Genomic DNA, 21242 nt, shown 5'->3' on the forward strand with positions numbered 1-21242 from the left:
GGGCTTTTGTCCAATCCTGCGACGCGCAACCAAGGAAACAGTTTGTGAACCTCGTCCTGACAGTGCTTGAAATTGTGGCCCCAGTGTTTCTGCTCGCCGGGATCGGCTTTGCCTGGGTGAAGCTGGGGTTCGAGTATCGCATCCAGTTTGTGACCCAGCTGGCGATGACCCTATCGGTGCCCTGTCTGATTTTTGTGTCGCTGATGACAACGCAGATCGACCCCGCCGCGCTGAGCGCTTTGTCACTGGCGACAGTGGCGGCCTATGGCGGGGTAACGCTGCTGGCCGCCGTGATCGTGCGCGTATTCGGGTTGAACCGGCGGACCTATCTGGCCCCGATGATCTTCGGGAATACCGGCAATCTGGGTCTGCCGCTCGCGCTTTTTGCCTTTGGCGACACGGGGTTGGGTTACGCCGTTGTGGTCTTTGCCATTATGGCCATATGGTCGTTCACCTTTGGCATCTGGCTGGTGGCGGGCTCTGGCTCCTTCGGCAAGGTCATCCGTGAACCGCTGGTCTGGGGCACGGCATTGGGCGCATTGTTTCTGGTGCAAGGCTGGGAAACGCCGGTGTTTCTGACCAATACGCTGTCCCTGCTCGGTCAGATGGCGATCCCGATTATGCTGATCACATTGGGCGTTGCCGTGGCACGGCTGTCTCCCGGCGGGATCGGGCGCGCAGTGGTGTTGTCACTGATCAAGCTTGCGATCTGCATTGGCATCGCCGCCTTGGCGGGCTGGTTCTTTGACCTTGATAAAATCGCTTTTGGCGTGCTGGTCTTGCAGGTTGCGACACCGGTGGCGGTGACATCCTACCTACTGGCAGAGAAATACGGTGCGGATGCGCAGTCTGTCGCGGGGCTGGTTGTCGTCTCTACCGTGCTATCGGTTGCCGCTTTACCGCTTATGCTGGGGTTTCTGCTGTAATTTCTGGTGGGCGTCGGCAGGGCAATCTGATAAACTAAATGTAATAAAAACACGATAAAAGCGAGAGGCCGATGAGCAGAACCTTTTGCGCCCTGATAATTGCTGTGCTTTTGGCATCATGTAGTGGCGGTCCGACCAGTGCCCCACGAGACCTTGATAACGCATGTGCGATTCTCAAAGAGCGCCCAGAATATTACCGCGCATTCCGTGCAGCTGAACGCCGTTGGGGCGTGCCCGTCCATGTGCAGATGGCGACGATCCATCAGGAAAGCAAATTCATCGCGGACGCCCGTACGCCGTTCCGCTATGTCATCGGCGTGATCCCCATGGGCCGACAGTCCAGCGCCTTTGGCTACAGCCAGGCGCTTGATGCGACATGGGATGAATATCTGGCCGAAGCTGGCGGTTTCCGCGCCAAGCGCGACCGGATCAACGACGCGTCGGATTTCATGGGGTGGTACATGAACAAGAGCCGCGACAAGAACGGCATCCCCCTGCATGACGCGGAAAACCAGTATCTGGCCTATCACGAAGGCAACACAGGCTATGCGCGCCAAAGCTATAATTCGAAACCCTGGCTGGTCGCCGTGGCCCGCAAGGTGCGTGCGCGCTCCGATATGTACCAGCAGCAGATTGCAGGGTGTCGCCTGTCACGTTGGTAAGCTGACCAACACCGGATAAAGAAAGGGCCCCGAACGTATGTTCGGGGCCCTTTTTCCTTAGCGGTTCACCTGACCGGGACTGCCGACGTCAAACAGTTTGTTGGGCAGGCTGCCGCCTTTCTGCAGGTCGCCCAGAACCACGGTGGTCTTGGTGCCGTTGCCGTCGTTGATGATCCACTGGCGCAGCTCGACCGGGTTGCCGGTGAACTTCAGCTCGATATTGCCATATTCAGGATGCGCGGGGTCTTGGGCGCGCACGGTGGTCGCGGTGCCGTCATAGTTATGACCCGTCACCATCTTGGCCTGCCCCAGGTTCACATTCGCGGCCAGAATGATCGACAGCGGCGTTTTGGACAGCGGGTATGTCTCTGCCGGTTGGTTGGATTTCTTGTCGTAGATCACAACCGTATTGCTGCCCGCCACGACAATCCCCGAATCCGGTGCGTTGTATTCAAAGCGCACTTTGCCCGGACGTTTGATGTAGATCGTGCCGGTGCTGATCGAGCCGTCGTCGTTGATCTGGGTAAATTCGCCCTTGGCGGTTTTCAGATCGTTAAGATAGCCGGAAATCGCGTTCAGCGGCAGTTTGTCGGCGGCGGCGGGCATCACAGCTGCCAACCCCAGACCAATGGCCAGAACGGTGGTGGTAACAAAACGCATCATAGTCTTCCTATTCTTATTCCAGTGCCTTGCCTTCGACATAGGGCTTCGCGTCATGATATACGATATCACGCAGCAGGATATCGCCTAACACGCCCGAAATGCAAAAGGGGCTGGCCTGTTCCCAAGCCAACCCCCGGCGTCGCAATGACGTTCCGATTATTTTTGCGCGCTACCCCTGCTCTGGTATCAGAATCTCGCGCTTGCCCACGTGGTTGGCTGGCGAAACAAGGCCCGCGTCCTCCATCTGTTCAACCAGACGCGCGGCTTTGTTATAGCCGATGCCCAGTTTCCGCTGGATGTAGGATGTCGAACATTTGCGGTCTTTTGCCACGATCGCCACGGCCGTGTCATATTGCGCGTCTTCGCTGTCGGTATTGCCGCCCAGACCCAGAACCGCGTCGATGTTCCCTTCTTGGTCATCGGAGGGCCCTTCGACCACACCCGACACATAATCAGGTTCACCATAGGCCTTGAGGTGGTTCACGATCTCTTCGACCTCTTCGTCGCTGACAAAGGGACCGTGGCAGCGCACGATCTTGGACCCGCCCGCCATATAGAGCATGTCACCCATGCCAAGGAGCTGTTCGGCGCCCATCTCGCCCAGGATCGTACGGCTGTCGATCTTGGAGGTCACCTGGAAGGAAATCCGCGTCGGGAAGTTCGCCTTGATCGTGCCGGTGATGACATCGACCGAAGGACGCTGTGTTGCCATGATCAGGTGAATACCCGATGCCCGCGCCATCTGTGCCAGACGCTGGATGCAGGCTTCGATCTCTTTGCCCGCGACCATCATCAGATCGGCCATCTCGTCCACGATCACGACGATATAGGGCAGCGCTTCGGGCTTGAATTCATCCGTCTCGAAGATCGGCTCGCCCGTATCCTCGTCAAAGCCGGTCTGAACGGTGCGGCTGAACATCTCTCCCTTGGCCAGGGCCTCGCGGACGCGACCGTTATAGCCTTCGATGTTGCGCACGCCCATCTTGGACATCTTGCGATAGCGCTCTTCCATCTCGCCCACGGTCCACTTCAGCGCGACAACGGCCTTTTTCGGATCGGTCACAACGGGGGACAGCAGATGCGGGATGCCGTCATAGACCGACAGTTCCAGCATCTTGGGGTCGATCATGATCATTCGGCATTCTTCCGGCGTCAGCTTGTACAGCAGCGACAGGATCATTGTGTTAATGGCAACGGATTTACCCGAACCGGTGGTCCCCGCGATCAGCAGGTGAGGCATCTTGGCAAGGTTCGCGACCACAGGGTCACCGCCAATGTCTTTACCCAAGGCCAGCGGCAGACGCATGGTGCTGTCGCCGAAATCACGCGCGGCGAGGATTTCGCGCAGCACGACTTTCTCGCGGTTCTCGTTGGGTAGTTCGATCCCGATCACGCTGCGCCCCGGCACAGTGGACACACGCGCCGACAGTGCCGCCATAGAGCGCGCGATATCGTCCGCCAGACCGATCACACGGCTCGCCTTGAGGCCCGGTGCCGGTTCCAGCTCGTACATGGTGACAACGGGGCCCGGACGGACAGCGACGATTTCACCCTTCACGCCATAGTCATCCAGCACGTTTTCCAGCATGCGCGCGTTCTCTTCCAGCGCGTCGTCGCTCAAGTGCAGGCGTTCGACATTATCCGGGCTTTCCAGCAGGTTCAGCGGCGGCAGTTCAAATCCGGGATGCGTGTCTTCAAAGGTCAACGCAGGCTGTGCCTCGGCCTGAGCCTGTTTGCTAGGCTGCACCGGCTTGCGCATCTGCGGCTGCACCACCTTGCGCGGCTGAGCCACGGGGATCTGCATGGCCGGTTCCCGCTCTGCCTCTTGCAGTGGCAGGTGGCTGTCGGTCATCGGTTCATCATCCAGAACCGCCATATCCGCGTCGTGATCTGGTTCAGAGGGGGTTAGCTCAAGCACGGGGCGTTCCGCGACCAAAGGCGCACGGCTTGCGGTTAAAGGCGGCTCCGCCCGAGTAGGGGAGGGGGCCGGCGCACCGGTCAATGGCGGCTCTTCGCGGCGGGCACCACGCGCGGTGGTATCCAGCAGCAGCGGATCAGGGCCACGCCCGCGACCACGGGTCAAGGGGGCGGTGGTGGCCGTATGCACAGCCCCGCCGGTCCGCACGCGGCTTTTGATCACATCGGCGATCTTGGATTTGATACGGTCGCTGCTGGGGGCTTCGCCCAGTTCGGGTTCAGCCCATGTCTCGACCAGTTCAGGTTCGGGCAGCGGGTCGGCGCGTTTGACCAGCGTCGGCATTTTCGACAGGAGGCCGGTTTTTGGCGCAGCTGCAGGCGCGTCGCTATAGGCCAATTCGTCGTCATAGTATCCTTGGCTGGCCGCGAATTGCGCGTTCTCCTCGGCCTCGATCCGGTTGCGTTCGCGGCGCTCAAGCTGGCGGGCCTGAATGCCCTGCGCGGCGGCAACCGCCCCCGACGCACCCCGCCCCAGAAGGGTCATCAATCCGGCATAAGCCATGATCAGCCCGACCAGCATGAAGCGGAACAGACGTTGCAGTTCAAGTCGGGTGAAGCCGACAACAAAGGCACCAAAGGCAAGGATCGCCACGCCCATCAACAGCGACATCAGCTTGATCGTAAAGGTCGACCCGATCGGCAGGACGGTCAGGATCACGCCCATGACCGTGTCGCCAAAAAGTCCGCCCAGACCAAAGCTATGGGTTTGCAGCCAAGCCGCATCCGGCGTCAGCGTTGCCCCGTAGATCGAACACAAGGCGACGGCAATCGGGGCAAAGATCAAACGGCCAACGGCGCGTTCCTCGCCGCGGTGCAGGGCAAAGCGTGCGCCCCAGGCCAGCAGGATTGCCGCGACAGACCACGCGCCCCAGCCCACGATCATGAACAAAGGCGCGGCCAGCGACGCGCCCATGCGCCCCAGCCAGTTCTGCACCGGCGCATCGGTGGACACCATAAAGTTGGGATCGTCAGGGGTGTAGCTGCCGATCATCATGGCGGCCATAAGGCCCAGGGCGATCAGCCCGAGGCCCAACAGCTCCTTGCCGCGTTTTTCGATCGCTTCGGCCATGTTGGTGTCTAGCAAAGGGTCGCGCCCACGTGTCTGATATGCCATTGCTCTGATCCCTCGTCTTATTCTGGATAGAGACAGCGGCGGATCGCTTCGATCCCGCGCGTTGTCTCTTCTTTTGGGGCGACCATCGCCACCCGAATATATTGTTTCCCGGGGTTTTCGCCGTTCACGCTTTGCGCCAGATAGCCGCCCGGCAGCACCCGCACGCCGGTTTCACGCCAGAGTTTCAGCGCCGCAGCTTCGTCATCTTCCACCGGCAGCCACAAAAAGAACCCGGCCTCGGGGCTTTGGTACCCGGGGACGTTGCCGAGAATACGGTCGGCGACCTCGTACTTCTCGATGTAAAGCGCGCGGTTCTCGGCCACATGGGCTTCGTCGTCCCAGACCGCAGCCGACGCCGCTTGCAACGGTAACGGCAGCGGTGCACCGGCATAGTTCCGCAGCTGCTTGATCTCGCGCATGGTATTGGCACCCGACGCGACAAAGCCGGACCGCAGCCCGGGCAGGTTCGACCGTTTCGACAGCGAATGGAAAATCACCACACGATCTGGATCGGCCCCGACCTCTTGCGCCACTTGTAGCGCCCCGACGGGCGGCGTGTCGCGGTAGATCTCTGAATAGCATTCATCCGCGAAAATCTTGAAATCGTATTTTTCTGCCAGCGCGATCAGATCGGTCCAATACGCACGGGTGGCCACGGCCCCCTGCGGGTTGGCGGGCGAGCAGATATAGGCCGCAGTGGTCCGGTTCAGCACATCTTCGGGCAGGCTGGCAAAATCGGGCAGATGCCCTGTTTCGCGCGTCGCAGGCACCATCACCGGATCAGCGGCACCGGAAATCGCGGCGATCATATAGACCTGATAGAACGGGTTCGGCATCAGAATGGCGGGCTTGCGGCCATTCTTCGTCTCGGGACAGGTGGCCATGACGGCGTTATACAGCCCTTCGCGGGTGCCGTTCAGCGGCATCACTTGCGTGTCTGCATCCACATCCACGCCGTAGCGCCGTTTGATCCATCCGGCAATCGCGCCACGCAACTGGGGTGTGCCGTCGTTTGCGGGATAGCTGTTAAACCCAGCCGCATTTTGCGCGATCACATCGGTGACCCATGCCGGAAAAGCATGTTTCGGCTCGCCAATCGTCATGTGGATCGGCGTGCCACCGCCTTCATGCGCATCAAGCAATGCGCGCAGGCGCGGCCACGCGTGGGCCGGAAGGTTCGAAAACCGCTCGGGGTACATCATTTCACTGCCTCGGGTTCGGGATCATTCACGCCCCGTTTGTTCCAGAGTACCCAAGGGCTTGCCCCGCGTCCAGACATTGCAGGACGCAGGGCAAGGTTTGTGTCATTTAGGCCAATGCCTCTTCGGCGGCTGCGGCAATGCGCAGCAGGTGCTCTTCGCCAAAGGGCTGACCCATCAGCATGATCCCGCAGGATGGGGTGCCCGTGGGCAGAGTCACCGCCGCCAGCCCCATAAGATTCCCGATACGCGTGTTGCGCAGGGTCATGAGGTTGGCCGAGACGTAATAGTCATGCTCGGTTTCCAGCCGGTCCAGCTTGGGGGGTAGCAGCGGTGCGGTGGGGATCAGCACCGCGTCATAGCCCGCCACAGCTTTCACATAGGCCGCGCGGATCTGGTCGATCTTGGCCCAGGCTGCCACGTAATCGAGACCGGAGTGGGATTTGCCCAGACGGAACCTTTCAAGGATTTCGCCATACATCGCATCCGGGTTCGCCTCGATCACGTCGCGCCACAGGCCGTAGGCTTCGGCGGTGTAAAGGCACCCGCTCAGCGGCATCGCCTCTTTGATAGGGTCGAAATCGATGTCCTCGATCACCGCCCCCGCTTCCTTTAGCCGCGCGACGGCATCGTCGAAAGCCGCCGCGGGGGCGTCTTCAATATCATCGAACGCCACCGTGCGCAGGATCGCAAAGCGACGCCCTTCGATGTCGGTGCTGCCCATGTCCATCGGCTTGGACCCTTCGGTGAGCGCCAGCAGCAGGCTCGCATCCTCGACCGAGCGGCAAAGCGGGCCGACCGTGTCGAACTTGGCAGCCAGCGGCACGGTCCCCTCAAGCGACACACGGCCCGAGGTGGTTTTCAGCCCCACAAGATCGTTCCACGCGGCAGGCACCCGCACCGATCCGCCGGTATCCGACCCGATCGCCGCCGCCGCCAGACCGAAAGCGACAGAAGCCGCAGCCCCGGACGACGACCCGCCCGACACGGCAGCTTCATCGTTCACGCAAGGGGGGGTGGCGGTGCTGGGGTTATACCCGAGCCCCGAAAACGCCAGCTCGCTCATATGGGTCTTGCCCAGACAGACCAACCCCATCGCGGTGGCATTCGCCAACACGCGCGCGTCGCGGTCCGGCACACGGTCTTTCAGCAGGGCGCTGCCCGCCTCTGTCGCGATGCCGGCGGTGTCGAACAGGTCTTTCCAGCTGATCGGCACCCCGTCCAATGGCGACAAACGCTGGCCCGCGCGCGCGCGATCCCGCGCGGCTCCGGCCTCGGCCAGGGCCCGTTCAGCGGTCACACGGGCATAGATGCGATCCCGCAGGGGGTGGGCGTCGATCGCGTCAAGATAGGTCTGGCACAGCACAACAGGGTCGATCTGGCCGTCCCCGATGCCCCGTCCCAGATCTGCGGCTGTCATGGTTAACCACTCTTGCATGTTGCTTCCTCGAATAATGCTTTGGAAAAGGGACGGTAGCGACGCCAGCGCGCATGGACAATCCCTGCTGCACGCCCATATCTAAAGCTATGGATTTTGATACAGATATCGCAATCGTCGGTGGTGGGCTGAATGGCCCGACACTTGCCTTGGCTTTGGCGCAGATCGGGCTGCGGGTCACGTTGATCGACAGGCTGCCCGCTGCCACGCGGGAAGATGCGGCGTTTGACGGGCGATCCTATGCGCTGGCGTTGACCTCGACACGGATGCTCGGGGCGCTCGGGATTTGGGATAATGTGAAATCCCACGCGCAACCGATGCTCGAGATCAAAGTGACGGACGGGCGCGCGGGCGAAGGCCCCTCCCCTTTCTTCATGCATTTCGATCACGCAGAGATCGAAGAAGGGCCGATGGGCCATATGGTCGAGGACCGCCACCTGCGGCGCGTCTTGGCAGAAGCGGTGAGCGCTGAGGCCCGCATCACGCGGTTGGACGGCGAAACGGTCATCGCGCAAGACGCCGCCCCGGCGGGCGTCACCCTGACGTTTGCAGACGGCAAGACCCTGCGCACGCGTCTGGTTGTCGGCGCGGATGGTCGCGCCTCGGGCACCGCAACGCGGGCGGGGATCAAACGCATCGGCTGGGATTATGCGCAAACCGCGCTGGTCTGCGCCATCGCCCATGAAAAGCCGCATCACGGGGTCGCGCATCAGTTCTTTATGCCCCCCGGGCCGCTGGCGATCCTGCCGCTGACCGAAAACCGGTCCTCCATCGTCTGGAGCGAGACCGCCGCCAACGCAGCGCATATCCACGCGCTGCCGGATGAGGGATACCTCGACGTGCTTCGCCCGCGCTTTGGTGATTTTCTGGGCGAGATTTCCCTTGCCGGTGCGCGGTACACTTACCCGCTGAGCCTGTCGCTGGCGCATTCGATGGTGGCACCGCGTGTCGCCCTGCTGGGGGATGCCGCACATGGGGTGCACCCGATTGCCGGTCAGGGGCTGAACGCCGGCATGCGCGATGTCGCCGCGCTGGCAGAGGTGATCGCTGATGCGCAGCGGCGCGGGCAGGATATCGGCAGCACCACGGTGCTTGAGCAATATCAGCTGTGGCGTCGCTTTGATAACACCGCGCTGGCATTGGCGACGGACAGCTTCAACCGGTTGTTTTCCAACGACAACCCGCTGCTGCGTATTGCACGTGATGTGGGGATGGCGGCGATTAACGCCCTGCCCGATGCCCGTCGCGGTTTCATGCGCGAGGCGGCGGGGCTGACGGGCACCCTGCCCCGTCTAATGCAGGGTAAGGCACTTTAGGGGGCAGCCTACCCCCGCCGTGTCAGTCGATAACCCGCGCTTCGTCCACCAGCATCACGGGGATACCGTTGCGGATCGGATAGGCAAGACCGGCCGCGTCCGAGATCAGCTCTTGCTTGTCGGCGTCATAAGTCAGGCGCATCTGCGTGCGGGGGCAAATCAGCGCCTCTAGCATGCGGCGGTCGAATGGTATCTCTTCGGCGTTCAATTCATCATCTCCCCTTCTTGGCCACCCCGCAGGGTGTATTCGATCAACGTCAGCAACGTCTCGCGTCGGGTAGAGAGGGATGGTGCCTCAAGCAAGGCCTGTTTGTCTTCGCAGTCAAGATCCAGCATCATCGACAGTGAATTGATCAACAGTTCATCGTCGGCCTCTTGCAACGTATCCCAATCTGCCGACAGGTTTCGCGCATCGAAGTAACGGCCAAGCGTGTTCAGGAAATTATCGCGGTCGAAACTGCTGTCCTGTTCATCCTTGCCAAGATCGCGTTCAAACCCGTCCCAGTTGACATCGCAACGGCGGTAGGGCGCGAAGCCTTCGACCTCTTTCACCACCCGAAAACGCGAGATCCCCGCGAGGGTGATCATATAGCGCCCGTCCTCTGTCTCGGAGAACTGGGTGATCCGCCCTGCGCAGCCGATGGTTTGCAGCCCCGGACCGTCGCGCCCCGGCACCACATTGGGCTGCACCATGCCGATCAATCGCCCCGGCGTTTTCAGACTGTCTTCGATCATCTGCAGATAGCGCGGTTCAAAGATATGCAGCGGCAACCGCGAGCGCGGCAGCAGCAATGCGCCCGACAACGGGAAGATCGCGATTGTGTCTGGCAGGTCCGATTGCTGTATCATGTAAGCTTACCTAGGGCGCGCACAGCCTTATGCAAATATCATAGAGCTAAGTTTACGACGACCATTCAGCGCAATCGGATCATTGGGTTTCAACGCCTCGAAAATGGTGAACAATTGCGTCTTGGCGGCGCCGTCATTCCATTCACGATCCTTGCCGAAAAGCGTCAGCAGTTGATCCACAGCGGCCTGCGTGTCGCCATGCGCATAAAGCGCCTGCGCCAGATCGAAACGCGCCTGCATGTCATTAGGGTTGGCATCCACCGCCGCCTGAAGCTCTGCCACAGGGCCCGCATCGGCTGCCTGTCGTGCAAGTTGAAGCTGCGCATGCGCGGCCTCAAGCTCGGGCGCTTTCGAGATTTCGATGGGTGCGCCGTTCAGATGCGCTTCGGCCTGATCAAGCTGATCCAACGCGATATAGGCGCGCACCATCCCGCCATAAGCACCGGCATGGTTCGGGTCTTCGCCCAGGATCGCGGCAAAAGTGTTCAGCGCGTCCTGCGCCGCCCCTTCGGCAAGCATGTCATCCGCGGCGGCCACGGCCTCTGACAGCTCTTCACCGGGGGCTTCGCCGCCGCCCGCTTTGATCACGCGGTCGATGAACGCCTTGATCTCGGACTGTGGCAGGGCCCCCTGAAAACCGTCAACCGGCTGGCCCTTGAAGAAAGCATAAACGGTCGGGATCGACTGGATCTGCAACTGGCCTGCGATCTGTTGGGCCTCGTCAACGTTGATCTTGACCATCTTGACCGCGCCTTTGGCCGCGCGCACCGCGTCTTCAAGCATCGGGCCAAGGGTCTTACACGGGCCGCACCACGGGGCCCAGAAATCGACAATCACCGGCACCGTTTGCGATGCCTCGACAACATCGGCCATGAAGGTCGCTTCGCTCGTGTCTTTGATCAGATCGGCATCACCGGCACCGGCGGGGGAAAGGTTCAAATCCATCATATCAAAATCCTCGCTTGGGGTTGCCCTTTATATGAGGGCGCGTCTGTCTATTTCAAAGGTCGAATGTCGCAAAGACCGGGGCGTGGTCGCTGGGCTTCTCCCAACCACGGGCGTCGCGCAACACGCGGCTGGAATGTGCCGCGCCCGAGATATCGGGCGTTGCCCAGACGTGATCCAACCGGCGGCCCTTGTCTGCCGCATCCCAATCCTTGGCGCGGTAGGACCACCAGCTGTACAGGTTGCCTTGCGGGATATCCTGCCGCGTTACGTCAACAAAACCACCGGCGTCCTGCGTCTCGGCCAGCTTTTCAACCTCTATCGGTGTGTGGCTTACCACCTTGAGCAGCTTCTTGTGATCCCAGACGTCATCCTCGCGCGGTGCGATGTTCAGGTCGCCCACCAGAATGGATTTCTCGGGTTTGTCGCCGTGGAACCAGTCGCGCATGTCCGCCAGATAATCGAGCTTCTGGCCAAACTTCTCGTTCACCTCGCGGTCGGGCACGTCGCCGCCAGCGGGCACATAGAAGTTATGCACCGTCACCCCGTTTTCGAGCTTTGCCGCAACATGGCGCGCGTGGCCCAGCGTCGCAAAGTCCTGATCACCGGCATCCACCAAGGGCAAGCGCGACAGGATTGCCACACCATTGTATCCTTTTTGCCCTCGCGCCACCATATGGGTGTAGCCCGCTTCGATGAAGGCCGCGGTGGGGATTTTGTCGACCGGGCTTTTGCATTCCTGCAAACACAGCACATCCGGCCCATGTTCAGCCAGCAGCTTGAGCACAATCGGTTCGCGCAACCGGACAGAGTTGATATTCCATGTGGCCAGCGTGAAAGGCATGAGGCAGCTCCCTTGGGTCAGATCGCGCGCACCCTACCGCGAAATACGCAGCGTCCACCATGCCGAATTACCGGCACTTCCGGGCTGCGGACAAAAAAAGACCGGGCACAAAGGCCCGGCCTAGTCCAACAGGGAGGTATGTATCATTTCCCGGATACAAACTTCGGGTTCAAACCGATCGACGGGTCATGAAAACCCCGTCTCTCGCAGGAATAACCAGCGGCACCCGCTTGGGTTCCACAATTATGAAATAATTCTGTATCCACCTGATTCAGTTAACAAAATTCTTGCGTTCGAAGGATCAGGCTCGATCTTCTGGCGCAGCCGGTAGATGTGCGTTTCCAGCGTGTGAGTCGTGACACCAGCGTTGTAGCCCCAGACCTCGTGCAAAAGCGTATCGCGCGGCACAACACCCGCGGCAGCACGGTATAGGAACTTGAGGATATTGGTCTCTTTCTCGGTCAGCCTGATTTTCTTGTCGTCTTCGGTGATCAGCAACTTGGCCGACGGCTTGAACGTATATGGCCCAAGCTGGAAAATCGCTTCTTCGGATTGTTCGTGCTGGCGCAGCTGTGCTCGGATGCGCGCCAAGAGAACGGGGAATTTGAACGGTTTGGTGACGTAATCATTCGCGCCCGCATCAAGACCCATGATCGTATCCGCGTCACTGTCATGCCCCGTCAGCATCAAAATCGGGCTTTTCACGCCCTGGGTACGCAGGTCGCGACACAGGTCACGCCCGTCGATGTCCGGCAGTCCAACATCCAGAATGACCAGATCATACAAGGCTTCGGCGGCGCGGGTTTTGGCGTCTGCGCCATTGCCTGCTTCGAATACATCAAAGTCTTCGGTCAGCAATAATTGCTCGCTCAGCGCGTCGCGCAGGTCGTCGTCATCATCTACGAGCAAGATTTTCTTTAGCTGGGCCATATCAACTCATCCTCTACAACTTTACTTTAGATGTGTTCACAAAGCCGTGCGTGCAAGAGTAGCAGGTGTTTGATCACACGACCGTGCGAAATTGTCGCGCAATGTTTCAATCCGCCGGTTTCTGCAGTAGTAAATGTGACAACATAACATGAAAGATTTCAAATCATGGTTTTTGGGCCCGATATAACCGAGCAACTGGCACGCGCCCGTGCGGACCTGCGTTTGGGCGTTCCCATTGTACTGGCGGGATCGCGGCCGGTTCTGGTTATGGCTGCCGAAACACTGACACCCGCGCGGTTGACCGGCCTGCTGGCCATGGGCGGCGAACCGGTGTTGGCGATCAGCGCCCGGCGCGCCGAAACCCTGAAAGCGCGCGCCTACGATGGCAGCTTTGCGCGTGTCCTCCTGCCCCGGGACGCCACGTTGCGATGGGTGAAATCCATCGCGGATCCGGCGGACGATCTACGTAGCCCCCTGAAAGGTCCGCTGGCCTGCGCACGTGGGGGCGATGCGACGCCGCACGGCTTGGCGATTGATCTGATCAAGTCAGCGCGCCTGCTGCCCGCTGCTGTGATACTCGACCTTGCGGATGCAGGTCAGTTCGCCCAGCAAAACGGCCTGACGATGATCAACCTGAGCGCGGCACAACCGATCCTTGCCGCGCGCAGCCCCTTGCATCCGGTGGTCAATGCGCGCCTCCCGATGGAGGTGTCAGAGGCCGGACGTCTGCATATCTTCCGCCCCGACGACGGCGGGGAGGAACATTACGCCATCGAAATCGGCCGACCCGACCGCAGCAAACCCGTGCTCGCGCGGCTGCATTCGGCCTGCTTTACCGGCGATATCATGGGTAGTCTGAAATGCGACTGCGGGCCGCAGCTGCATGCCGCGCTGACCCAGATGGGCAAGGAAGGGCACGGCGTGTTGCTGTATCTCAACCAAGAGGGGCGCGGCATCGGGCTGACCAACAAAATGCGCGCCTATTCCCTTCAGGATCAAGGCTTTGACACGGTCGAGGCGAACCACCGTCTGGGCTTTGAAGACGATGAACGGGATTTTCGATTGGGATCGGACATCCTGACATCAATGGGGTTTTCGTCGGTGCGCCTGCTGACCAACAACCCCCGCAAGGTCGAGATGATGGAGGCAAGCGGCGTCAAAGTCGCAGAGCGCGTCCCTCTCAAGGTCGGCGAGAACAGCCACAACCACGCCTACCTTGCCACAAAAGCCGCCAAATCCGGGCACCTTCTGTGACACCCGACGATCTGGTCCTCACGCCGCGGGGCGTCCGGTTTCAGGGGCAGCTTTACCCCTGCACCATCGGCAAAACCGGTATCACCCGCAATAAACGCGAGGGCGACAAGGCGACGCCCGCGGGCATTCACCGCATTGTCGGTATGCTCTACCGTCCCGACCGTATTCCCGCTCCTGTGCCATGGGCGATGCCGATCGGCCCCCGTGATCTTTGGTCTGATGATGGGACGCAGGGGGACTACAACAGCCTTGTGCAGGCCCCCTACCCGCACAGCCACGAGGTTCTGCGCCGTGCCGACCCCCTATACGATCTGGTGATCCTGACAGATTGGAACTGGCCCGATGCCGTTGCAGGGCGCGGGTCGGCGATCTTTATCCACCAGCAGCGCCGTCCGGGCTATCCCACTGAAGGCTGCGTCGCCTTTTCACGCGCGCATCTGCACCAGATCGCCGTGCGGCTGACCCGCCACAGCAGGTTGATCGTCTAGCCTGCGGTACGTTCCCCGAAGATAGCGGAGCCGACGCGCACATGGGTCGCCCCAAGCGCGATGGCCTTTTCAAAATCGCGGCTCATCCCCATCGACAAATCCCGCAACCCGTTGCGCGCAGCAATCTTGGCCAGCAGCGCGAAATGCAGTGCCGCTTCTTCATCGACCGGCGGGATGCACATCAGCCCGCGCACGGGCAGATCAAGCGACAGACATTCCTCGATAAAATCATCGGCATCCGCTGGAAGAACACCGGCCTTCTGATCCTCTTCGCCGGTATTGACCTGCACGAACATATCAGGACAGCGCCCCAATTCCTGCGCCAGCCGCGCAAAGGTTTGCGCCAGTTTGGGGCGATCTAGCGTATGGATGACGTCGAATAATTCGAACGCGCTACGTGCCTTATTGCTTTGCAGCGGGCCGATCAGATGCAGCTTTACGCCGTCAAACTCCTGCCGGAAAGCGGGCCATTTGCCTTCGGCCTCCTGCACGCGGTTCTCGCCGAAACAGCGGTGACCTTCCGACAGCACCGCCGCAACGCGCGCGTCCGGCTGCACCTTGCTCACGGCGATCAGCTCAACGCTGCCCGGCGCGCGGCCTGCGTCGGTTTCGGCTTTGGCGATGCGGGATGTGATGTCGTGCAAGCTCATGTCAGTCGGCCCTTGTTGTTGAGGGCGCACAGAACAACAGCTTGGCGCAAAAGAAAAGGGGCAGACCAACGGCCTGCCCCTCTTTTAGACTGTATCGTTCAACTTAGAAAGTAAAACGAACACCCATGTCGGCACGGATTGTGTCGTTGCCGCGGCTGATGATACCGCCACGCAGGGAGACGCCGCCGCCCAGATCGTGGTGAGCGCCGATACCGTAGGAAGTTTCAGCGAAGTAGTCAGCGTCTGCAACGTAAACGTCGAGGTTGGTCGCTGCGCCGATGTCGAAGGACGCGGTCAGGGCATAGTGGTCGCCGTTACCGCCGGTACCGGTGATGCCGTTGTCGTCACCGTTGTCAGCATAAGCCAAGGAAACTTTGGCTGGGCCAACGTTACCAACCACGGACAGAGCGTAGTCGGTATCGCCTGCAGCGTTGGAGTCCTGAGCAGCAGCTGCAAATGTGAAGCCGTTGAATGTGTACGCAACGTAGCCTGCAACACGGTCATTTGTGTCGGAAGCAGAGATGTGTACTTTCAGGTCGCCCATGGAGTACAGAGCTTCAACACCGTTGGAACCGGCCGCGCCGTTACCACCGGAGGAGTACGCGTCGCCGCGGAAGTTGTATGCTGTGTACTCATACGACAGACCGGTCAGACCCAGGTCGATTTCGTACATGCCAGGCATGGATTCCAGCGCGCCGTAGATGTTACCAACACCAACTTCGAAACCACCGGTGCGCGCGAAGAAGCGTACGCCGTTGATACCTGTGCCGGCAGGACCGGACAGCTGCGCAAAGTCGTCAGCTGTGCCGGCAACACCGTCAGGGCCGTCGTTGTTGGACAACGAGGAATCATCGGAGTTGTTCTGCTGGATACGTGCACGTGCACCGAATGTAACGCCCATGTCGGACTCAGCAGTCGCGTCGATCTGCAGACGGAAACGGCTTGTTACGTTGGTTTCATCGTTACCCGATGCGTTTTCTTGGTAAAGAACACCAAAACGGCCGTAGCCGCCGAATGTAACGTCTGCAGCTGCAACGCCAGCGGTCGCAACCAGAGCTGTTGTAGCGAAGAGAACTTTTTTCATGAGTTATCCCTCGGTTTGAATTCATATGCCCATACCGGGGAATCCGGTAAAGGTATGAGAGGTGTTTTCAGCGTTTGCCCTAGTTTTGGCAAGGATCGCGGAAGCCTTGGCATCATTGGAAAAAACTGTGATGCAGCTATGTCACAGTTGCGCACACCCGCAGAATGCACGGACGGGCCAAGAACGCAGAGGCACAGGTGCCCTGTACTCTAGTATACACTGACATTGCGCTTGCCCACCGAACCCCGCTTGGATAGACCTGTGCCCAAACAGGCAAAGGACGGTCGAGATGGTGCGCAGTTCGGTATTCAAATCTACACTAGCCCTCGTGGTGGTCTCAGCGCTTGGCGCATGCGGTGGCCTGAACTTCGGCCCGCCCAACGACAACGACCCGAACCTCGGGCTGTCTCCGACGAACCCCAACTATGTCGAGACGAACCCAGACAACACCATTTGGGCGATCTTCAACCGCAAAGACAATGACACCAGCGTGTCGGTCAACAAATACCTGTGGTCCGCGTCGCTCGAAGTTCTCAACTTTCTGCCCGTGCAATCCATCGACCCCTATACCGGCGTGATCGTGACCGGCTATGGCACCCCCCCGGGGGGCAGCCAGTCCTATCGCGCGACGGTCCTGATTGATGATCCCGCGCTTGATGCACGGTCGCTGAACATCGCGCTGCAAACCCGTGGCGGCCGCACGGTCAGCAAAGCAACCTCTCGCGCGGTCGAAGACGCGATCCTGAGCCGTGCGCGTGAAATGCGCATTGCCGACGCCAAATTCTAAGCCCGCACCCGTCTATTCCCCATTATCACGCCGGGCCACGCGCTAGTCGCTCGCCCGGCGTTTTTCGTTGATAAGGTCCGCCAAGATGCCCTCCTACTCCCCCGCCGAAATCGAAGCCCGCTGGCAAGCCGCCTGGGAAAAAAACGATGTGTTCCAAGCGGTACGCAACGCCGACAAGCCGAAGTATTACGTGCTCGAGATGTTTCCCTATCCGTCGGGGCGCATCCACATGGGGCACGTGCGGAACTATACGATGGGCGACGTGATCGCGCGCTACAAGATCGCGACGGGGCATAACGTGCTGCACCCGATGGGCTGGGATGCCTTCGGGATGCCCGCGGAAAATGCCGCGATGGCTATTGGCGGTCACCCCAAAGACTGGACCTATGGCAACATCGCCGACATGCGCGACCAGATGAAACCGCTGGGGTTGTCGATCGACTGGTCCCGCGAATTCGCCACCTGCGACCCCGAATATTACGGCCAGCAGCAGGCGCTGTTCCTCGATTTCCTGTCGGAAGGGCTGGTCTATCGCAAGAACGCCATCGTGAACTGGGATCCGGTCGATATGACCGTTCTGGCCAACGAACAGGTCGAGGCAGGGCGCGGCTGGCGCTCTGGCGCGCTGGTGGAACGGCGCGAGCTGACGCAATGGTTCTTCAAAATCTCCGACCACTCGGAAGAGCTGCTTGATGCGTTGGACACGCTTGATAACTGGCCCGCGAAGGTCAAACTGATGCAGGCCAACTGGATCGGCAAGTCGCGCGGGCTGCAATTCGCGTTCTCGACCATCGACGCGCCGGAAGGGTTCGACCGGATTGAAGTCTACACCACGCGCCCCGACACCCTGCTTGGCGCAAGCTTTGTCGGCATTTCGCCCGATCACCCGCTGGCCAAACTGCTTGAGAAAGACTCGCCCGAGATTGCGGAGTTCTGTGCCGAATGTCGCAAGGGCGGCACGACCGAAGAAGCGATCGAGACTGCCGAAAAGCTGGGGATGGATACCGGCCTGCGTGTGCGCCACCCCTTCGATACCGCTTGGGAACTGCCCATCTATATCGCGAACTTCATCCTGATGGATTATGGCACAGGGGCGATCTTTGGCTGCCCCGCCCACGATGCGCGGGACTTTGAATTCGCCACCAAATACGGGCTGCCGATTACGTCGACCTTCTTGCCGTCCGAGGACGCAGACCCGAAGCTCGCCGCGCCCTTCGTGCCGGCGAAATCCGAAAAAGTGTATTACAACGGCGGCTTTGCCGGCGAGAAATGGCAAACTGGCGAAGAGGCGATCATTGCGGCCATCGACGCCTGCGAAGCGCAGGGCGTGGGCCAAGGCGTGACCAAATACCGCCTGCGCGATTGGGGCCTGTCCCGGCAACGCTACTGGGGCTGCCCGATCCCGGTCGTGCATTGCGACACCTGCGGCGTGGTGCCCGAAAAGAAAGAGAACCTGCCGATCGAGCTGCCCTATGACGTCAGCTTTGACACGCCTGGCAATCCGTTGGACCGACACCCCACATGGCGCGACTGCGCCTGCCCGTCTTGCGGTGCGCCCGCGAAACGCGAAACCGATACGATGGACACATTCGTCGATTCCTCTTGGTATTTCGCCCGCTTTACCGCGCCACGCGCTGACACGCCGACCAATATGGCGGATGCGGAATACTGGATGAATGTGGACCAATATATCGGTGGCATCGAACACGCGATTCTGCACCTGCTGTATTCGCGCTTCTTCGCCCGCGCGATGCAGATCACCGGCCACCTGCCCGAAAAGGCGATTGAGCCGTTTAACGCGCTGTTCACGCAAGGCATGGTAACGCATGAGATCTACCAGACCCGCGACGCAAATGACCGCCCCGTCTATCACCTGCCCGAAGATGTGACCGACGGTAAACTCGCCGATGGGACAGAGGTTGAAATCATCCCTTCGGCCAAGATGTCGAAGTCGAAGAAAAACGTGGTCGACCCGCTGGGGATCATCGCGAACTACGGGGCGGATACCGCCCGCTGGTTCGTTCTGTCCGATTCGCCCCCCGAACGCGATGTCGAATGGACCGCATCCGGGGCAGAGGCGGCGTATAAGCACCTAAACCGCGTGTGGAACATCAGCAGCCGCATCGCCGAGATGGACGACAGCGCCGCAGGCACCGGCGACGACGATCTGCTGCGCGCGATGCACAAGACGATCCACGATGTCACGATGGGTGTGGAATCCTTTGGCTTCAACGCCGCGATTGCCAAGCTTTATGCCTTTACCGCGACGTTGCAGAAATCCAAGGCGGGCAAAGCCGCACAGCGCGAAGCGATCATGACGCTGGCCCAGTTGATGGCCCCGATGACCCCCCACCTGGCAGAGGAAATCTGGACCGCGCAAGGCGGCGACGGGTTGATCACCACCTCGACCTGGCCGCAAGCAGACGAAGCGATGCTGGTCGACGATACGGTGACCTTGCCGATCCAGATCAATGGCAAACGCCGCGCGGAAATTCAGGTACCTGCCGATATGCCGAAGGAAGAGGTTGAAAAGATCGCGCTGAGCCACGAAGCTGTCATTCGTACCCTTGATGGGGCCACGCCTAAAAAGGTCATCGTTGTGCCCGGACGGATCGTCAATGTCGTTGCTTAACCGCCGTTTTCTTATCGCATTGCCACTGCTGGTCCTGGCGGCCTGCGGGTTTCAACCCGTTTACGGCCCCGGCGGCACTGGCACGGCGCTGCAAAACGCGGTGCAGGTCGACGCGCCGAATGATGCCTATTCCTACACGCTCGTTCGCGAGATCGAGACGCGGTTGGGCCGCGCCGCCAGCCCGCGTTATGCTTTGGCCCTGACCGTCGATACCTCGGAAGAGGGGTTGGCGATCGACAGCGAAGACAACACCACACGGTATAATCTGGTCGGCAAGGTCGATTTCGCCCTGCGCAACCTCAGCAGTGGTCAGATCGAGGTGTCAGGAAATGTCGAAAACTTTACCGGCTATTCCGCGACCGGGTCGACTGTTGCAACGCTCGCGGCAGAACGTGATGCCCAAAAACGCTTGATGGTCATGTTGGCCGACCAGCTGGTCACCCGCCTTTACGCGGCCGATCTGACCCCATGAAGCTGCCCCCGCGCGACGCGAATGCCTATTTCGCCAAGCCCGATCCGACGAAGACCGGGCTGCTGATCTATGGCGGCGATGCGATGCGTGTCGCGTTGAAACGACAGACTTTCCTGAAAAACCTGCTGGGCCCTAATGCCGAAGAAGAAATGCGCCTGACCCGTATTCAGGCCGCTGACCTGCGGCGGGATGCGCCTATGTTGCTGGACGCGATCAAGGCCGTGGGTTTCTTTCCGGGGCCGCGCGCGGCTTTTGTGGAAGACGCCAACGACAATATCGCCAAAATCCTAACCGATGCACTGGCCGACTGGCAGCCGGGCGACGCCCAGATCGTCGTGTCGGCGGGGGATCTGAAAAAAACCTCCAAGGTGCTCAAGGCGTTCGAGGCACATAAGAACGCTTTCGCCACCCCAATCTACGACAATCCGCCCGACCGGGCAGAGATTGAACGCGTGCTTGCCGAAGCAAAGCTCAGCCCCGAGGCGGATGCGATGGGGGCGCTTAGTGAATTGGCGCGGGTGCTTGATCCGGGCGATTTTCGTCAAATGGTCGATAAAATCACGCTTTATAAGATCGGCGACGCAGGCCCCCTCACGGCAGAGGATGTGGTCAACTGCGCCCCCACCTCGACAGAGGCAGAGGTCGACGACATCCTGCATGTCGTAGCAGAGGCGCGCGCGGGCGACATCGGCCCCGTGATGGCCAAGCTGCAGGCCCAAGGGGTGAACGCCGTGACGCTGATCATCATGGCGACACGTCATTTTCGCACGCTTTACCGCATCGCGAGCAATCCGGGCGGCCAGATCTGGGGCGTGCGCGACCGCGATCGCGCCATGCGTCAGGCCAAAAACTGGGGCGCGGCCAAACTGGAAACCGCATTGACCGTGCTGACAGACACCGACCTGACGCTTCGGTCAGCAGGCCAACACGCGCCGACGATGGCGCTGGTCGAACGCGCCTTTATCCGCCTCGCCATGCTGGGGGCACAACGCTAATTTCAGGTTAATTCTTG

Annotated in this window: 20 protein-coding genes; 9 read left to right on the top strand and 11 right to left on the bottom strand. The window is 60.4% G+C overall.

What is annotated here, in order from left to right; all coding sequences use genetic code 11:
- Positions 1-44: 44 nt before the first annotated feature.
- Both AB1495_RS04805 and AB1495_RS04810 read left to right on the top strand, forming a co-directional pair.
- Positions 45-926, top strand: coding sequence for an AEC family transporter (locus AB1495_RS04805; RefSeq protein WP_037942726.1), 882 nt, complete (start codon positions 45-47; stop codon positions 924-926).
- 71 nt (positions 927-997) lie between these two features.
- Positions 998-1588, top strand: coding sequence for a lytic transglycosylase (locus AB1495_RS04810; RefSeq protein ID WP_174226590.1), 591 nt, complete (start codon positions 998-1000; stop codon positions 1586-1588).
- A 57-nt stretch (positions 1589-1645) separates the two neighbouring features.
- Here AB1495_RS04810 and AB1495_RS04815 read toward each other — a convergent pair whose 3' ends face one another.
- The 4 genes from AB1495_RS04815 to AB1495_RS04830 form a co-directional block, all read right to left on the bottom strand.
- Positions 1646-2248 carry an outer membrane lipoprotein carrier protein LolA gene (locus AB1495_RS04815; RefSeq protein WP_005850339.1) on the bottom strand — a complete coding sequence of 201 codons (603 nt, stop codon included), beginning with the start codon at positions 2246-2248 and terminating at the stop codon, positions 1646-1648.
- A 172-nt stretch (positions 2249-2420) separates the two neighbouring features.
- Entirely contained in the window at positions 2421-5342 is a 2922-nt protein-coding gene (locus AB1495_RS04820) for a DNA translocase FtsK 4TM domain-containing protein (protein ID WP_074636398.1), read from the bottom strand.
- 17 nt (positions 5343-5359) lie between these two features.
- The gene (locus tag AB1495_RS04825) at positions 5360-6541 is read right to left on the bottom strand and encodes an aminotransferase class I/II-fold pyridoxal phosphate-dependent enzyme (RefSeq protein WP_074636400.1); all 1182 of its coding nucleotides are present in this window, start codon (positions 6539-6541) and stop codon (positions 5360-5362) included.
- 109 nt (positions 6542-6650) lie between these two features.
- The gene (locus tag AB1495_RS04830; protein WP_074636401.1) at positions 6651-7979 is read right to left on the bottom strand and encodes an amidase; all 1329 of its coding nucleotides are present in this window, start codon (positions 7977-7979) and stop codon (positions 6651-6653) included.
- Between the two features lie 89 nt (positions 7980-8068).
- Between AB1495_RS04830 and AB1495_RS04835 the strand changes: the two genes are divergently transcribed.
- Positions 8069-9295 carry an FAD-dependent monooxygenase gene (locus AB1495_RS04835; protein WP_083350891.1) on the top strand — a complete coding sequence of 409 codons (1227 nt, stop codon included), beginning with the start codon at positions 8069-8071 and terminating at the stop codon, positions 9293-9295.
- Between the two features lie 22 nt (positions 9296-9317).
- Here the strand turns inward: AB1495_RS04835 and AB1495_RS04840 are convergent, their stop codons facing one another.
- The 5 genes from AB1495_RS04840 to AB1495_RS04860 all read right to left on the bottom strand — a co-directional run bounded on the left by AB1495_RS04840 (position 9318) and on the right by AB1495_RS04860 (position 12863).
- Positions 9318-9470: a Trm112 family protein gene (locus tag AB1495_RS04840; protein ID WP_180829218.1), complete on the bottom strand. Its 153-nt coding sequence runs from the start codon at positions 9468-9470 to the stop codon at positions 9318-9320.
- 29 nt (positions 9471-9499) lie between these two features.
- A complete protein-coding gene (locus AB1495_RS04845; RefSeq protein ID WP_005850355.1) occupies positions 9500-10144 on the bottom strand; it encodes an LON peptidase substrate-binding domain-containing protein in 645 nt (214 codons plus the stop codon).
- 27 nt (positions 10145-10171) lie between these two features.
- Positions 10172-11092, bottom strand: a complete 921-nt coding sequence (gene trxA / locus AB1495_RS04850; protein ID WP_074636405.1) for a thioredoxin — start codon at positions 11090-11092, stop codon at positions 10172-10174.
- A gap of 52 nt (positions 11093-11144) precedes the next feature.
- Positions 11145-11933, bottom strand: coding sequence for an exodeoxyribonuclease III (locus tag AB1495_RS04855; RefSeq protein ID WP_009825509.1), 789 nt, complete (start codon positions 11931-11933; stop codon positions 11145-11147).
- Positions 11934-12176: 243 nt separating this feature from the next.
- On the bottom strand, positions 12177-12863 hold the full coding sequence (locus tag AB1495_RS04860; RefSeq protein ID WP_005850360.1) for a response regulator transcription factor: 687 nt from the start codon (positions 12861-12863) through the stop codon (positions 12177-12179).
- Between the two features lie 165 nt (positions 12864-13028).
- Here AB1495_RS04860 and ribA point away from each other — a divergent pair, with 165 nt between their 5' ends.
- Together ribA and AB1495_RS04870 are read left to right on the top strand one after the other, a co-directional pair.
- Entirely contained in the window at positions 13029-14117 is a 1089-nt protein-coding gene (gene ribA / locus AB1495_RS04865) for a GTP cyclohydrolase II (RefSeq protein ID WP_074636407.1), read from the top strand.
- Entirely contained in the window at positions 14114-14605 is a 492-nt protein-coding gene (locus AB1495_RS04870) for a L,D-transpeptidase (protein WP_005850364.1), read from the top strand. Before ribA ends, AB1495_RS04870 begins: the two co-directional genes overlap by 4 nt.
- Here AB1495_RS04870 and AB1495_RS04875 read toward each other — a convergent pair.
- A complete protein-coding gene (locus AB1495_RS04875; RefSeq protein WP_074636408.1) occupies positions 14602-15255 on the bottom strand; it encodes a YggS family pyridoxal phosphate-dependent enzyme in 654 nt (217 codons plus the stop codon). The two genes, AB1495_RS04870 and AB1495_RS04875, sit on opposite strands and share 4 nt — an antisense overlap.
- 103 nt (positions 15256-15358) lie before the next feature.
- Positions 15359-16339: a porin gene (locus AB1495_RS04880; protein WP_074636410.1), complete on the bottom strand. Its 981-nt coding sequence runs from the start codon at positions 16337-16339 to the stop codon at positions 15359-15361.
- A 289-nt stretch (positions 16340-16628) separates the two neighbouring features.
- On the opposite strand from AB1495_RS04880, the gene AB1495_RS04885 reads away from it, so the two are divergent.
- The 4 genes from AB1495_RS04885 (at position 16629) to holA (ending at position 21225) form a co-directional block, all read left to right on the top strand.
- Positions 16629-17126, top strand: a complete 498-nt coding sequence (locus tag AB1495_RS04885; RefSeq protein ID WP_005850370.1) for a DUF3576 domain-containing protein — start codon at positions 16629-16631, stop codon at positions 17124-17126.
- Between the two features lie 85 nt (positions 17127-17211).
- Complete coding sequence (gene leuS / locus AB1495_RS04890) at positions 17212-19758, top strand: leucine--tRNA ligase (RefSeq protein WP_074636412.1); 2547 nt, start codon at positions 17212-17214, stop codon at positions 19756-19758.
- On the top strand, positions 19745-20230 hold the full coding sequence (gene lptE / locus AB1495_RS04895; RefSeq protein ID WP_009825516.1) for an LPS assembly lipoprotein LptE: 486 nt from the start codon (positions 19745-19747) through the stop codon (positions 20228-20230). Before leuS ends, lptE begins: the two co-directional genes overlap by 14 nt.
- A complete protein-coding gene (holA, locus tag AB1495_RS04900) occupies positions 20227-21225 on the top strand; it encodes a DNA polymerase III subunit delta (RefSeq protein ID WP_074636414.1) in 999 nt (332 codons plus the stop codon). Before lptE ends, holA begins: the two co-directional genes overlap by 4 nt.
- The last annotated feature ends 17 nt before the right edge of the window (positions 21226-21242 follow it).

The organism is Sulfitobacter pontiacus (assembly GCF_040790665.1).
In the GTDB taxonomy this organism is placed as follows: domain Bacteria; phylum Pseudomonadota; class Alphaproteobacteria; order Rhodobacterales; family Rhodobacteraceae; genus Sulfitobacter; species Sulfitobacter pontiacus.